Annotated in this window: 11 protein-coding genes and 1 pseudogene; 3 read left to right on the forward strand and 9 right to left on the reverse strand. The window is 67.4% G+C overall.

From position 1 onward, the window contains the following. Positions 1-137: 137 nt before the first annotated feature. On the forward strand, positions 138-965 hold the full coding sequence (gene metF, locus M2421_RS17705) for a methylenetetrahydrofolate reductase [NAD(P)H] (RefSeq protein WP_259209213.1): 828 nt from the start codon (positions 138-140) through the stop codon (positions 963-965). A 49-nt stretch (positions 966-1,014) separates the two neighbouring features. Beyond that, positions 1,015-1,599, forward strand: coding sequence for a DUF4124 domain-containing protein (locus M2421_RS17710; protein ID WP_259209215.1), 585 nt, complete (start codon positions 1,015-1,017; stop codon positions 1,597-1,599). A 48-nt stretch (positions 1,600-1,647) separates the two neighbouring features. On the opposite strand, the gene M2421_RS17715 is transcribed toward M2421_RS17710, so the two are convergent. The 3 genes from M2421_RS17715 to M2421_RS17725 all read right to left on the reverse strand — a co-directional run bounded on the left by M2421_RS17715 (position 1,648) and on the right by M2421_RS17725 (position 6,621). Beyond that, entirely contained in the window at positions 1,648-2,601 is a 954-nt protein-coding gene (locus M2421_RS17715) for a Nudix family hydrolase (protein ID WP_259209217.1), read from the reverse strand. A gap of 169 nt (positions 2,602-2,770) precedes the next feature. Beyond that, entirely contained in the window at positions 2,771-5,503 is a 2,733-nt protein-coding gene (gene secA, locus M2421_RS17720; RefSeq protein WP_259209218.1) for a preprotein translocase subunit SecA, read from the reverse strand. 167 nt (positions 5,504-5,670) lie between these two features. Next, positions 5,671-6,621, reverse strand: a complete 951-nt coding sequence (locus M2421_RS17725; protein WP_038690496.1) for a M23 family metallopeptidase — start codon at positions 6,619-6,621, stop codon at positions 5,671-5,673. 12 nt (positions 6,622-6,633) lie between these two features. Between M2421_RS17725 and M2421_RS17730 the strand changes: the two genes are divergently transcribed. Further along, entirely contained in the window at positions 6,634-7,074 is a 441-nt protein-coding gene (locus M2421_RS17730; RefSeq protein ID WP_259209222.1) for a DUF721 domain-containing protein, read from the forward strand. Between the two features lie 290 nt (positions 7,075-7,364). Here M2421_RS17730 and lpxC read toward each other — a convergent pair whose 3' ends face one another. From lpxC to murC, 6 genes and pseudogenes are all read right to left on the reverse strand, one after another. Further along, on the reverse strand, positions 7,365-8,276 hold the full coding sequence (gene lpxC / locus M2421_RS17735) for a UDP-3-O-acyl-N-acetylglucosamine deacetylase (protein WP_259209224.1): 912 nt from the start codon (positions 8,274-8,276) through the stop codon (positions 7,365-7,367). 179 nt (positions 8,277-8,455) lie between these two features. Then, the gene (gene ftsZ / locus M2421_RS17740) at positions 8,456-9,682 is read right to left on the reverse strand and encodes a cell division protein FtsZ (RefSeq protein WP_259209226.1); all 1,227 of its coding nucleotides are present in this window, start codon (positions 9,680-9,682) and stop codon (positions 8,456-8,458) included. Between the two features lie 284 nt (positions 9,683-9,966). Continuing rightward, positions 9,967-11,202 carry a cell division protein FtsA gene (gene ftsA / locus M2421_RS17745; RefSeq protein WP_259209228.1) on the reverse strand — a complete coding sequence of 412 codons (1,236 nt, stop codon included), beginning with the start codon at positions 11,200-11,202 and terminating at the stop codon, positions 9,967-9,969. Positions 11,203-11,255: 53 nt separating this feature from the next. Then, positions 11,256-11,930: pseudogene (locus M2421_RS17750) on the reverse strand (cell division protein FtsQ/DivIB); the annotation flags it as partial. Continuing rightward, complete coding sequence (locus M2421_RS17755) at positions 11,927-12,922, reverse strand: D-alanine--D-alanine ligase (RefSeq protein WP_259209233.1); 996 nt, start codon at positions 12,920-12,922, stop codon at positions 11,927-11,929. The pseudogene M2421_RS17750 and the gene M2421_RS17755, both read right to left, overlap by 4 nt. Further along, positions 12,919-14,355 (reverse strand): UDP-N-acetylmuramate--L-alanine ligase, encoded by a 1,437-nt coding sequence (gene murC, locus M2421_RS17760; RefSeq protein ID WP_259209235.1) that lies wholly within the window; start codon positions 14,353-14,355, stop codon positions 12,919-12,921. The genes M2421_RS17755 and murC overlap by 4 nt, the downstream gene beginning before the upstream one ends. Between the last annotated feature and the right edge of the window lie 11 nt (positions 14,356-14,366).

Raw genomic sequence — 14,366 nt, forward strand, 5'->3', positions numbered from 1 at the left:
GGGAAGGCGACGCCGTCGGCCAGCGCATTTACCGGCGGCAGGTTCCGCCCGGTCAGCCGCAGCCGGCCTCACGCACTTCACATTCATCGCGATGAAAAGATATGATTGATCCACACCCGCCGACGTTCCCGCCGCCCATGACCGCCATCAGCTTCGAGTTCTACCCGCCCAAGACCGACGAGCAGCGCGCGCAGCTTGATCGTACCGCGAGCAAGCTCAAGGCCTTTGCGCCGGAGTATGTCTCCTGTACGTTCGGGGCCGGCGGCTCGACCCTGAGCTACACCTCCGAGACCGTGCGCCACCTCAAGCAGCACCATGGCTTCGACGCCGCCCCGCACCTGTCCTGCGTGGGCGGCAGCCGCGAGGAGATCCGCGAACTGCTCAAGCTGTACCGCGCCATCGGCTGCCGCCGGATCGTCGCATTGCGCGGCGACCTGCCCTCGGGCATGGGCCACCCCGGCGACCTGCGCTATGCCTCGGACCTGATCAGCTTCATCCGCGCCGAACACGGCGACGCGTTCCGCATCGAAGTGGGCGCCTACCCCGAGACCCATCCGCAGGCCGACGATGCCCTGCTGGACCTGAAGCACTTCAAGACCAAGATCGATGCCGGTGCCGATGCGGCGATCACCCAGTACTTCTTCAATGCCGATGCGTACTTCCACTTCGTCGATGCGGTGCGCAAGCTGGGGGTGGGCGTGCCGATCGTGCCGGGGATCATGCCGATCTCCAACTTCAGCCAGCTGCGCCGCTTCTCCGAGCAGTGCGGGGCGGAGATCCCGCGCTGGATCGGCCGCAAGATGCAGGCCTACGGCGACGATGCCGAATCGGTGCGTGCGTTCGGGGCGGAGGTGGTGGCCGGGCTGTGCGAACGGCTGGTCGCTGGCGGCGCGCCTGGGCTGCACTTCTACACCCTCAACCTGGCCAAGCCGACCACCCAGGTGCTGAAACTGCTGCGCGGCTGAGCGCGGCCACATCGCTTGCAGATAACGTGCGCATCGTTACTCTGCTGCGATGAAATCGCTCGTCCTGCTCCTGCTGTGCGCGTCGTGCCTGCCCGCTCCGGCATCGGCGCAGGCGCAGCGCGTGAACCGCTGCACCAACGCCCAGGGCCAGACCGTATTCACCGACCGTAGCTGCGACGCGCTGGGCGCCACCGCACGCATGCCGGTCCGCACGCCCACCGTGGGCAACACCGGCATCTACCGCGCCGGCTGCGCGCGTCGGCTCAGCGAGTTGACCGGGCAGATCCGCGATGCGGTGAGCCAGCAGGACGTCAACCGGCTGTCCTCCATCTATCTGTGGAACAACGTCTCCAACGCGACCGCCAACCAGATCATCGGCCGGCTGGAAGCGGTGGTGCAGCGGCCACTGGTGGACATCGCGCCGGTGTACCCGCAAAGCGAGGCGGCGCTGACGGACGGGCCTGCCAGTGGACCGCTGCCGGGCGGCGATGCGCAGCCGCTGGCCGATGTCGCGCCGCGCCGGCCACGCCCGGTGGGGCTGCGCCTGGAGCAGACCCTGGGCAACACGGCCACGCCGGCGCGCACGGTGTTCGGGCTGCGTCGCCAGTACGGGTGTTTCTGGATCACCTTGTAGCGGCGATGGGCTGCGGGTGCCGGCCAGCGGGCGGCGCTGCGGGGCCGCTCAGGCCGGCCACAGTGCGCGGATCGCGGCGATGCCCTGCGCGCCGTGCTGGCGCGCCTTGCCGATATCGTCCGGATGCAGCCCGCCCAACGCATACAACGGCAGCGAGACCTGCTCGCGCAGCTGCTCGAACGCCTCCCAGCCCAGCGCGGTGGCGCCCGGATGGCTGGCGGTGGCCTGGACCGGGCCAAGCACGGCGAAGTCGCAGCCCAGCCGCTGGGCGGCCTGCAGCTGCGCCAGGTCGTGGCAGGAGGCAGCCACCAGCTGCCCGGCCGGCAAGGGCCGTGCGTCCAGTTGCAGCACTTGTTCCGCGCCCAGGTGCACGCCCACGCCGAGCCGGCGGGCCAACGCAATGTCGCGGTTGAGCAGCCACTGCACGGCACCGCGATGGGCGCCGATGGCCTGCTCGGCCAGGGCCACCCGGGCCGGGCTGGCCGGGGTGCGCAACTGGATCCGGTTGACCCCGGCGGCCAACGCCTGCGCCAGGCGCTGGTGCCAGTCGTGGTGGGCCTGGGCGTGGTCGGCCTCGGGTTCGGGGGTGATCAGGTAGCGGTCGGGCTGGCGCAACGCCGCCACCACCGGCACATCGGCCGGCGGCATCGAATAGCGGGAGAGCTTGTCCGGGGTGACCCAGGTGATGGCCTGTCCTTCACGGCCGCGCGGGCTGCCCTTCCAGCTGCTGATCCGCCGCACTTCCAGGCGCAGGCGCTTGTCCGGGTACATCTGCGGCACGTCCATGATCCACGCGCCGACCTCCGCCTCGATCCCCAACTCCTCGCGCAGCTCGCGCACCAACGCCTGTTCGGAGCTTTCGCCGGGCTCGCGCTTGCCGCCGGGAAACTCCCAGAGGCCGCCCATGTCGCGGTCTTCGGTGCGGCGGTTGAGCAGGATGCGGCCGCGGGCGTCGGTGATGACGCCGGCCACGACGTGGATCGATCGTTTGGGGGAAGGCATGGGGGGAGCATGCCGAAAACCGCCTTGCCGGCGCAATGGCCCGGGCGCCGGCACCCGCGGCGACGCGCACCGGCCACGCACGACCGACAACAAAAAACCCCGCACGCGGCGGGGTTTTCTGCGTGCCCCGGGGGGCCTCCACGCAGGGCGTGGATCTACCCTGTCCGGGTCAGGTGAGCTGCCCGTGGCAGTGCTTGTACTTCTTGCCGCTGCCGCAGGGGCACGGGTCGTTGCGGCCGACCTTGGGCTCATCCAGGCGCACCTGGGCCACCCCGTTCTGCGCCGAAAGCACGTCCGCCGCCTCTTCGTCGGCGCTGTAGCCGCCGGCGTCCTGGTGCTGGAACTGCGACTGCAGCAGGCGCGCTTCGACCTGCTGGCGCTCGGCTGCTTCCAGTGCCGCCACTTCCTCTTCGCTGCGGATGCGCACGCGCGCCAGCAGGGTGACCACTTCGCGCTTCACGTTCTCCAGCATTTCCGAGAACAGCTCGAACGCTTCCTTCTTGTATTCCTGCTTCGGCTGCTTCTGCGCGTAACCGCGCAGGTAGATGCCCTGGCGCAGGTAGTCCATGCGTGCCAGGTGCTCTTTCCAGCTCTGGTCCAGCACGGTCAGCATGACGTGCTTCTCCAGCGCGCGCATGGTCTCCTCGCCCACGCCGTTTTCCTTCTCGGCGAAGTGCTCGTCGATGCGCGCCTGGACCTTGGCGGCAATCGCCTCAGCGTCCAGTTCCTCGTGCAGCTTGACCAGGCCGGTGAGGTCCATCTGCACGCCGAAGTCGGCGGCCAGGGTGGCTTCCAGGCCCTCCAGGTCCCACTGTTCGTCGATCGAGTTCGGCGGCACGAAACGCGCCACGATGTCGAAGATCACATCGCCGCGGATGCCGTCCACGTTGTCCTTGACCGACTCGGCGTCCAGCAGCTCATCGCGCTGGGCGTAGATCACCTTGCGCTGGTCGTTGTTGACGTCGTCGAAGTCGAGCAGGTTCTTGCGGATGTCGAAGTTGTGCGCTTCCACCTTGCGCTGCGCCTTCTCGATCTGGCGGCTGACCAGGCGGTCCTCGATGACGTCGTCTTCCTTCATGCCCATCATGCGCATCGCCTTCTGGACCCAGTCCGAGGCGAAGATGCGCATCAGGTTGTCTTCCAGCGACAGGTAGAAGCGGGACGAACCCGGATCGCCCTGGCGGCCGGAACGGCCACGCAGCTGGTTGTCGATACGGCGCGACTCGTGGCGCTCGGTGCCCACGATGTGCAGGCCGCCGGCGGCCTTGACCGCGTCATGGCGCTTCTGCCACTCGGCCTTGGCCTGCGCGCGCTGCTCGTCAGTGGCGCCTTCGCCCAGCTCGTGCAGCTGCGCTTCCAGCGAACCGCCCAGCACGATGTCGGTACCGCGACCGGCCATGTTGGTGGCGATGGTCACCGCGCCGGGCATGCCGGCGTTGGCGATGATGGTCGCTTCGCGGTCGTGCTGCTTGGCGTTGAGCACCTCGTGGCGCACGCCGGACTTGTTCAGGTGCTCGGACAGCATCTCCGAGGTTTCGATCGAGGTGGTACCCACCAGCACCGGCTGGCCGCGCTCGTTGCAGGCCTGGATGTCGGCCAGCACCGCGTTGAACTTGCCGTTGCGGTTGAGGAACACCTGGTCCGAACCGTCCTTGCGGATGGTCGGGCGGTTGGTCGGGATCACCACCACTTCCAGGTTGTAGATGCTCTGGAATTCGTAGGCTTCGGTATCGGCCGTACCGGTCATGCCGGACAGCTTCTTGTACATGCGGAACAGGTTCTGGAAGGTGATGCTGGCCAGCGTCTGGTTCTCGCGCTGGACCGGCACGCCTTCCTTCGCTTCCACCGCCTGGTGCAGGCCATCGGACCAGCGACGACCGGCCAGGGTACGGCCGGTGAACTCATCGACGATCACCACTTCGCCATCGCGCACGATGTAATCCACGTCGCGCTGGTAGATGGCATGCGCGCGCAGGGCGGCATTGAGGTGGTGCACCACGGTCAGGTTCTGCGCCGCGTACAGGCCTTCGGTCTCGGCATTGAGGATGCCCGCTTCCACCAGCAGCGCCTCGGCATGCTCCATGCCCGCTTCGGACAGGTGCACCTGCTTGCCCTTCTCGTCCACCCAGAAATCGCCCTCGCCTTCCTCGGCCTCCTGCTTGATCAGGTGCGGGACGACGCGGTTGACGCGGATGTACAGCTCGGGGGAATCATCGGCCGGGCCGGAGATGATCAGCGGGGTACGCGCTTCATCGATCAGGATCGAGTCGACTTCATCGACGATGGCGTAGTGCAGGCCGCGCTGGTAGCGGTCGGCACGCGACAGCGCCATGTTGTCGCGCAGGTAGTCGAAGCCGAATTCGTTGTTGGTGCCGTAGGTGATGTCGCTGGCATAGGCCTCGCGCTTGTCGCCGTGCGGCATGCCCGGGTAGACCACGCCCACGCTCAGGCCCAGCCAGTTGTACAGCTTGCCCATCTGCGCCGAGTCGCGGCGGGCCAGGTAGTCGTTCACGGTGACCACGTGGACGCCCTTGCCTTCCAGCGCGTTCAGGTACACCGGCAGCGTGGCGACCAGGGTCTTGCCTTCACCGGTGCGCATTTCGGCGATCTTGCCCAGGTGCAGGACCATGCCGCCGATCAGCTGGACGTCGTAGTGGCGCATGCCGAGCACGCGGCGGCTGGCCTCGCGGCAGACCGCGAACGCTTCCGGGAGCACCTTGTCCAGCGCTTCACCGTCAGCGATGCGCTGCTTGAACTCCGGGGTCTTGGCCTTGAGCTGCTCGTCGGAGAGCTTTTCGATTTCCGGCTCCAACGCATTGACCTTGGCGACGATGCGGTTGAGCTGGCGCAGCTGTCGTTCATTACGACTGCCGAAGACGCGGGTAAGCAGGCTGTTGATCATTGAAGGAACCGGTTGGAATGAGACGCCCCAACGGCGACGCTCCCCCGGGGGAATCGTCCGCCGCAAACGAAACAGGGCGCACTGCGCCCTGTCTATGGCAACACCCATTGTAGCTTGGGTCGGGGGCCTGGCGTTTCAAGCACCCCCTTCCGAAGCGAAATCCGCGATCAGCCGCGCGAAACGCGTCCGACCGGGGTATTGCCGCCGTCACCGAGGAACTTGCGCGGGTTGACCACCTGGCCCCGCTCCCAGACCTCGAAGTGCACGTGGGCACCGGTGGAACGGCCCGTGGAACCGGCCTTGGCCACTTCCTGACCGGCCCGGACCAGGTCGCCCGGCTTCACCACCAGGCGGGAATTGTGCGCATAGCGGGTCACGTAGCCGTTGCCGTGGTCCACGTCGACCACGTTGCCGTAACCGCCCTTCACGCCGGCGAAGCTGACCACGCCGTCGGCCACCGACATCACCGGGTCACCGACCTTGGCGTGGAAATCCATGCCCTTGTGGGTGGCCGCACCGCGACCGAACGGGTCGCTGCGGGTGCCGAAGTTGGAGGTGATGTAGGTGTTGCGGATCGGCATGCGCCCCGGCACGGCATTCTGCTCGAGCTGGTGGTCGAACATCAGCGATTCCATCACCGACAACTGGCGGCCTGAAGCAGCGAAGCGCTGCTCCAGCACCTGTAAGTCGGCGTTGACCGCGCTGACCGGGATGTCCTGGGTCGGGCCGGGCTCGCCTTCACCGAGGCCGGGGGTCTCGTTGAAGTCGAATTCGCCATCTTCCAGCTTGCCCATCTGGGTCAGCCGTTCGCCGAGGGCGTTGAGACGGGTGGCCTGGGCCTGCAGTTCACCCATCCGCGCTGCCAGCGCGTTGACCTGGGTCTGGGCGTCCTTCTGGGCCTGGGCCAGCTCGCGTTCCTGCTGGGCGACCTTGGCGTGGAGCCGCGAATCATTGAACATGCTGCCACCGATACCGGCACCGAAGCCGATCAGGCAGCCTACCCCCAGCACACTGCCCAGCAGGGCACGGGGTGAATCCTCGAAGTAGAAACGCAAACGCGCCAGGGGCGTCTTGGCCTTTCCTTCACGCGTTTTGATTACGATCTTTTTGAATGCCATCAGTGAGTTTTCATGTCTGAGCCGAAATCCAGTGCCCGTACCCCGTCAGCGCCGAAGCCGGCGCTGGATGTGGTCATGGCGGACAAAGCCGGTAACCCGCTGCGTCGTGCCCTGTGGCTCGACGCGCTTGACCGTCAATTGCGCCCCCATTTGCCGCCTGCACTGGCCACCCGTTGCCGGCTGGCGAATGTAAACGGCGAGCACCTCGTTTTTCTCGTCGATTCCCCCGTGTGGCACGCCAGATTGCGGCTTGCCGAGGCACAGTTGATCGACGCGGCCCGGTCCATCGGGCTGAAGGTCACCAAGGTGACCGTCAAAACCGCGTCTGCCCCTCCTCCACGCTCCCCAGCGATCGATAACAGGAATGGCCCCCACGCAGTTTCAGCCGCCACGCACAAAGGGCTACGCGACGCGTTGGCTTGCCTGAAGGACATGGATCTACCCAGGTCCTGAAGGCATCGGGGCATCCGGCCCCTTCCCGGACGCGTCACGAGTACGTGAATTTGTCTGGGAACCGGCCAGCATCGTAGCCGTCGATCGTCGCGCAGTCGTTAGTCTTTTATTAAAAACTCGTTAAATTCAGCAATAACCTCGATCAGGTTCACAATTCCGTGACCTGCGTCCGTAGACGGTTCATTGACGTCAACGTTACCCCCGGTTCGCCCCAGAAACGCAGAACGGCGCCCTGGGCGCCGTTTGGTTTTCAATCAATTCAATGACTTGCGCCAGCCTCGCGGGGCGGGTCACGCGTAGGCGGGCGCCCCATAGGCGACCGGGGCCGTCGCGGCGGCCGCGTCGTAACTCACCCACTCCCACGCGCTGGCATCGGCCATCAGGGCCCGCACCAGCTTGTTGTTGAGCGCATGGCCGGACTTGAAGCCTTCATAGGCCCCCAGCACCTGGCCGCCGGCCAGGTACAGGTCGCCGATCGCGTCGAGGATCTTGTGGCGCACGAACTCGTCGGCATAACGCAGGCCGTCGTCGTTGAGCACGCGGAACTCGTCCAGCACGATGGCGTTGTCCATCGAACCGCCCAGGCCCAGGTTGCGCTCGCGCATGTACTCCAGGTCGCGCATGAAACCGAAGGTGCGCGCGCGGGAGATTTCCTTGGTGTAGGCGGCCGTGGAGAACTCGATCTCGGCGCGGGACTGCTTGGCCGGGATCATCGGGTGATCGAACTGGATGGTGAAACCGAGCTTGTAGCCCTCGTAGGGCTCGAAGCGGGCGACCTTGTCGCCTTCGGTGACTTCCACCGTCTTGAGGATGCGGATGAAACGCTTGGGAGCGTCCTGTTCGGCGATGCCTGCCGACTGCAGCAGGAACACGAACGGACCGGAGGACCCGTCCATGATCGGCAGTTCGGCCGAGGACAGCTCCACGATGATGTTGTCCACGCCCAGCCCGGCCAGCGCCGACATCAGGTGCTCGACGGTCTGGATCTTGGCCTCGTGGTAGGTCAGCCCGGTGCACAGGGTGACTTCGGTGACCAGGTCCGCACGCGCGGGCACTTCCACCACCGGATCCAGGTCGACCCGCCGGAACACGATGCCATGATTGACCGGGGCCGGGCGCAGGGTCATGTAGACCTTGTCGCCGCTGTGCAGGCCAACGCCGGTGGCGCGGATCGTGTTCTTGAGGGTGCGTTGCGGGATCATGGGGGGCAGGACCGGGAATGCGCGCGGTCAGCGCGGCTGAGACAAACAAGAATAACACGCACTACCACCACCCCTTTCTGAACCAGAACACGGGCGGCAGACTGCCGGGCCACTCCGGGCCCGGCAGCAAGGGACATGGAGGCGCCTACCGGGGAGGACAAGACCCCGGCACGCATTCCTCAGTCCGCCTGGCGGCGCAGGAACGCCGGGATGTCCAGGTAGTCGTTGGGCAGTTCGGCGGCGGCCGGCGCCGAAGACGACGGGGTCGACGCGGACGGCGCGTCCGCGCTCGGACGACGCAGGCCCATGCCCATGCCGCCCACGGCCTTGGACACGGCATCGCCGCCGGTGTCGAACTCGCCGAACTCCGGCTGGCCGGTGGTGGCGTTGCGGACCAGCTTGATCGGTGCACGCTCGCCCGGACGCTGGGTCTTGGCGGCCACGGCACGGTTCAGGCCGGTGGCGACCACGGTCACGCGGACTTCGTCCTGCATGTCCGGATCCAGCACGGTACCCACCACCACGGTGGCGTCTTCGGAGGCGAAGCCATCGATGGTGCGGCCGATCTCGTCGAACTCGGCCATGGTGAAGTCGGCGCCGGCGGTGATGTTGACCAGGATGCCGTTGGCACCGGCCAGGTTCACATCGTCCAGCAGCGGGTTCTGGATGGCGGCTTCGGCGGCGGCCTGGGCGCGGTCGTCGCCACGCGCGGTGCCGGTACCCATCATCGCCAGGCCCATTTCGGACATGACGGTGCGCACGTCGGCAAAGTCGACGTTGATCAGGCCCGGACGCACGATCAGGTCGGCGATGCCCTGCACGGCGCCCTGGAGGACGTCGTTGGCGGCACGGAAGGCCTGGATCATGGTGGCGTTGCGGCCCAGCACGGTGATCAGCTTTTCGTTCGGGATGGTGATCAGCGAATCGCAGTGCTGGCTCAGTTCCTCGATGCCCTTCAGCGCGACCTGCATGCGGCGACGGCCTTCGAACGGGAACGGCTTGGTGACCACGGCGACGGTCAGGATGCCCATCTCCTTGGCCAGCTGGGCAACCACCGGGGCTGCGCCGGTGCCGGTGCCACCGCCCATGCCGGCGGTGATGAACACCATGTCCGCACCCTGCAGGGCATCCATGATGCGCTCGCGGTCTTCCAGCGCGGCCTGGCGGCCGACTTCCGGGTTGGCGCCTGCACCCAGGCCCTTGGTGACGTTGGTACCCAGCTGCAGCTGCAGCTTGGCACCGCAATTCTTGATGGCCTGCGAGTCGGTGTTGGCGGTGATGAATTCCACGCCGTCCACGCTGGTGCTGACCATGTGCGCCACGGCGTTGCCGCCGCCGCCGCCCACGCCAATCACCTTGATCACCGCATTGGGTGCCATCTTTTCAATCAGTTCGAAATGCGCCATGTCCGTGTCCTCTTGATGCCGTTTACGCGGGACGGGGGCGTTGGAGATTCCTTCTCCTGTCCTCCCCCACCGTCGTGCCGGCGAGTTGTAGTTGGTGTTGCCCTGGCCGGATCGCACCGGTTCGGGCCGTGTTGCCTGTTTCAAGAAACGGCCGGGGGGCCGTGGTGTTGCTCGTTGTTTTATCTACATCGCACTGCGTGGTATTGCGGGTATTGCATGGACTACGTGGATTTTCGGGAACTGCTTATCGCGTGTTGCATGTGTACTGCGTGTCAGGACCGCGCTCAGAATTCGCCGCGGAACCAGGTCTTGAGTTTCTTGAACATGCTGCCCGCGCGCCCGGTGGGCAGCGACGGACGGCGCGGGTGTTCGATCTGGCTGCCCATCAGCAGCAGGCCCACGCCGGTGGCGTGCACCGGGTTGCCCACCACTTCGCCCAGCCCGGTCACGTGCTGCGGAATGCCCACGCGCACCGGCATCTGCAGCATTTCCTCGGCCAGTTCGACCACGCCTTCCATCTTCGAGGCACCGCCGGTGAGCACCATGCCGGCGCGCACCAGTTCCTCGAAGCCGGAGCGGCGCAGTTCGGCCTGCACCATCTCGAAGATCTCTTCGTAACGTCCCTGCACCGCCTGGGCGAGTGCGTGGCGCGGCATCCGGCGCGGCGGGCGATCGCCGACGCTGGGCACCTGGATGCTTTCCTCGGCCGTGGCCAGCTGCGCCAGCGCGCAGGCATAGCGCACCTTGATCTGCTCCGCTTCCGGGGTCGGGGTGCGCAGCATGTGCGCGATGTCGTTGGTGACGTGGTCGCCGGCGATCGGCAACGACGCGGTGTGGCAGATCGCGCCCTGCACGAACACGGCCAGGTCGGTCGTGCCCGCGCCCATGTCCACCAGCACCACGCCCAGCTCGCGCTCGTCGGCGGTCAGCACGGCCTTGCTGGAAGCCAGCGATGACAGCACCAGGTCATCCACCTGCAGGCCGCAGCGCTGCACGCACTTGCTGATGTTGGCCGCGGCCGATTGCGCGCACACCACCAGGTGCGCATGCACCTCCAGGCGCACGCCGGTCATGCCGACCGGGTTGCGGATGCCTTCCTGCGAATCGTCCAGCACGTACTCGCGCGGGATCGCATGCAGGATCTTCTGGTCGGCCGGGATCGCCACGGCCTTGGCCGCGTCCAGCACCCGGTCCAGGTCGCCCCAGGTCACTTCGCCTTCGCGGATCGGCACGATCCCCGGCGAGTTCCGGCACTGCACGTGGTTGCCCGAGATGGAGGCGTACACCGAGCGGATCTCGCAGCCGGCCATCAGCTCGGCCTCTTCGACCGCGCGCTGGATCGACTGCACGGTCGACTCGATGTCCACCACCACGCCGCGCTTGAGCCCGCGCGATTCGTGCGAGCCGATGCCGATGACCTCGATCGGATTGCCCGGCGAATACTCACCGACCAGCGCCACCACCTTGGAGGTGCCGATATCCAGTCCGACGATCAGTGATTTGTCACCCTTGCGATTCATGTCCTGTCCTGCGCCGGTTTGGGCGCGGTAGCGGCCGGGGTACCCCAGCTCAGCGTGAAGCCATTGGTATAACGGAGGTCGGCGCGTTCGATCGGCGCCTGCTGGTTGGTCAGCTGCGGCAGCACGCGCACGAAACGCTGCAGGCGCGAACGCGCGTCGTCGCGGCCCACGACCACTTCGGTGCCGTTGCTGAGCAGCAGCGACCAGCTGCCACGCGCGTCCATGCTGACCCGCTTGACGTCCACGCCGGCCGGCGCGAACAGCGCGCGTGCATCGTTGTAGAGCGCCACCACTTCCTCGGTCTGGCTGTCCGGTCCGTCCAGGTCGGGCAACGCCAGGTCCTGCAGCTTCTTGGGCGTGGCAAACAGCTTGCCCTGCTCGGACAGCAGGCGGTCGTTGCCCCAGCGCGCGAACGGCTTGTGTTCGACCAGGGTGATTTCCAGCACGTCCGGCCACTGCTTGCGCACCTGCGCGCTTTCCACCCACGGCAGCTTTTCGATGGCGTCCTGGGCGTCCTGCAGCTTGACCGCGAAGAAGCCGGCCTTGGCGAACGGCAGCACCACCTGCTGCAGCTGTTCGGCCGGCACCCGCTTGAATTCGGCGTGCACGCGCAGCTTGGCCAGCGGCCAGCGCTCGGCACCGACCCAGCCGTTGAGCACCGCCACCACAGGCAGCGCCACCACCGACAGGGCCAGCAACCAGACGAAGATGCGCAGCACCGCGTTCATGCGTGGGCGCGCTCCCGGTCGGTGCCGTCCTGCAGGTTGGCCGGCAAGGTCTGCTCCAGCACGCGCCAGACCAGTTCCTCGAACCCGATGCCGGCCTGTGCGGCGGCCTTGGGCACCAGCGAGTGGCTGGTCATGCCCGGTGCGGTGTTCACTTCCAGCAGGTAGAAGCGGCCGCTGGCGCGGTCGCGCATCACGTCCACCCGGCCCCAGCCACGGCAGCCGGCGGCCTGGAAGGCGGCCAGCGCGATGCGGCGGATCTCCTGCTCGTCCTCGCCGTCCAGGCCCGGGCACAGGTACTGGGTGTCTTCGGCGATGTACTTGGCGTTGTAGTCGTACCACTGGCCCTTGGGCACGATGCGGATCGACGGCAGCGCCTGGTCGCCGAGGATGGCCACGGTGAGTTCGTCGCCGACCACCATCTGCTCCATCAGCAGCTGGCCGTCGTAGCGCGTGGCCAGCGCCACCGCGTCATCCAGGCCGGCATCGTCGACGACCCGGCTGATGCCCACGCTGGAGCCTTCGTTGGCCGGCTTCACCACCACCGGCAAGCCGAGTTCGGCCGCGGCCGCATGCACGTCCACGCCTTCCACCAGCTTGACGTAACGCGGCGTCGGCAGGCCCAGCGACAGCCAGACCTGCTTGGTGCGGATCTTGTCCATGCTCAGCGCCGAGCCGAGCACGTCCGAACCGGTGTACGGCACGCCGAAGGCCTGCATCAGGCCCTGCACGATGCCGTCTTCGCCGCCGCCGTTGTGGCCATGCAGGATGTTGAAGACGCGGTCGAAACGCTGTTCGACCAGGGCCCGTGCCAGCGCCGGGATGCCGTCCACGGCCACCGCGTCGACGCCGCGCGCACGCAGCGCCTCGATCACGTTGCGACCGGAATCCAGCGAGACGTCGCGTTCGCTGGAGGTGCCGCCCAGCAACACCGCGACGCGGCCGAAGCGGGCCGGGTCGGTGATGCGCAGCGAGGGGAAGAAGATCGGGTTCATGCCGCCGGGGTCTCCGTGAAGCCTTCGGTGGCGATCAACTGCGCGATGTGGCCGATGTCGCCGGCGCCCATCATCAGCAGCAGGTCGCCGTCCTGCAGGACGTCGGGCAGGACGTGCGACAGCTCGGCGGTCTGGCCGACCACCACCGGTTCGCTGCGGCCGCGGGCGCGGATGGCGCGCGCCAGCGAGCGCGAATCGGCGCCGGGGATCGGCGCTTCGCCGGCCGGATAGACCTCGCTCAGCACCAGCGCGTCCACCTCGGACAGCACCGCGGCGAACGCGTCGAACTGGTCGCGGGTGCGGCTGTAGCGGTGCGGCTGGAACGCCACCACCAGGCGCTGTTCGGGCCAACCGCCACGCGCCGCGGCGAACACCGCCGCCAGCTCGCGCGGGTGGTGGCCGTAGTCGTCGATCACCCGCACCTTGGCGCCGGTGGCGGTGGTGACGATGCCCAGGTCGTTGAAGCGGCGGCCGATGCCGGCAAAGCTCTCCAGCGCGCGGGCGATCGCCTCGGGCGCCACGCCCAGCTGCCAGCCCACCGCGGCGGCGGCCAGGGCATTGAGGACGTTGTGCGCGCCCGGCAGCGCCAGCGTCACCGGATGGCTGCTGCCTTCGGGCAGGCGCAGGGTGAAGCGCATGCGCGGACCGTCCTGGACCACGTCCTCGGCACGCACGTCGGCCGTGCTGCTCATGCCGTAGCTCATGACGTGGCGCGGCGTCTGCGCGGCCAGCGCGGCCACTTCCGGGTCATCGATGCACAGCACGGCCAGGCCGTAGAACGGCAGGCGCTGCAGGAATTCGGCGAAGGCGGCCTGGACCCGGGCGAAATCGTTGCCGTAGTTTTCCAGGTGGTCCGAATCGATGTTGGTGATCACCGACACCAGCGGGTTCAGGCGCAGGAAGCTGCCATCGCTCTCGTCGGCCTCGGCCACCAGCCACTGGCCCCCGCCGAGCTTGGCGTTGGCACCGGCGGCCAGCAGCTGGCCACCGATCACGAAGGTCGGGTCCAGCTCGCCTTCGCTCAGTACCGCCGCCGTCAGGCTGGTGGTGGTGGTCTTGCCATGCGTGCCGGCTACCGCGATGCCGCGGCGGAAGCGCATCAGCTCGGCCAGCATGGCCGCGCGCGGCATGATCGGGATGCGCTGGCTGCGCGCCTCCATCAGCTCGGGGTTGTCATCGCGGATCGCGCTGGACACCACCACGCAGTCGGTGCCCAGCACGTTGGCGGCCGAGTGGCCACGCATCACGCGCGCACCCAGGCTGGCCAGGCGACGGGTCGCGGCGTTGTCGGCGTTGTCCGAACCGGACACTTCATAGCCCAGCGTCAGCATCACTTCGGCGATGCCGCTCATGCCGGTGCCGCCGATGCCGACGAAGTGCACGCGCGGGAACGCGCGGACCAGGTCGTTGGTGTCGTGCAGGCGGCGGATCATGCGCGGCCTCG

Source organism: Stenotrophomonas sp. BIGb0135 (assembly GCF_024810105.1).
In the GTDB taxonomy this organism is placed as follows: Bacteria; Pseudomonadota; Gammaproteobacteria; order Xanthomonadales; family Xanthomonadaceae; genus Stenotrophomonas; species Stenotrophomonas maltophilia_AB.

Bases quoted from the DNA above. Each gene is read 5' to 3' on its own strand.
- murC (WP_259209235.1), bottom strand. From the start codon at position 14,355: ATGATCCGCCGCCTGCACGACACCAACGACCTGGTCCGCGCGTTCCCG.
- M2421_RS17725 (WP_038690496.1), bottom strand. From the start codon at position 6,621: ATGGCATTCAAAAAGATCGTAATCAAAACGCGTGAAGGAAAGGCCAAG.
- ftsA (WP_259209228.1), bottom strand. From the start codon at position 11,202: ATGAATCGCAAGGGTGACAAATCACTGATCGTCGGACTGGATATCGGC.
- secA (WP_259209218.1), bottom strand. From the start codon at position 5,503: ATGATCAACAGCCTGCTTACCCGCGTCTTCGGCAGTCGTAATGAACGA.
- lpxC (WP_259209224.1), bottom strand. From the start codon at position 8,276: ATGATCCCGCAACGCACCCTCAAGAACACGATCCGCGCCACCGGCGTT.
- metF (WP_259209213.1), top strand. From the start codon at position 138: ATGACCGCCATCAGCTTCGAGTTCTACCCGCCCAAGACCGACGAGCAG.
- M2421_RS17730 (WP_259209222.1), top strand. From the start codon at position 6,634: ATGTCTGAGCCGAAATCCAGTGCCCGTACCCCGTCAGCGCCGAAGCCG.
- M2421_RS17710 (WP_259209215.1), top strand. From the start codon at position 1,015: ATGAAATCGCTCGTCCTGCTCCTGCTGTGCGCGTCGTGCCTGCCCGCT.
- M2421_RS17715 (WP_259209217.1), bottom strand. From the start codon at position 2,601: ATGCCTTCCCCCAAACGATCGATCCACGTCGTGGCCGGCGTCATCACC.
- ftsZ (WP_259209226.1), bottom strand. From the start codon at position 9,682: ATGGCGCATTTCGAACTGATTGAAAAGATGGCACCCAATGCGGTGATC.
- M2421_RS17755 (WP_259209233.1), bottom strand. From the start codon at position 12,922: ATGAACCCGATCTTCTTCCCCTCGCTGCGCATCACCGACCCGGCCCGC.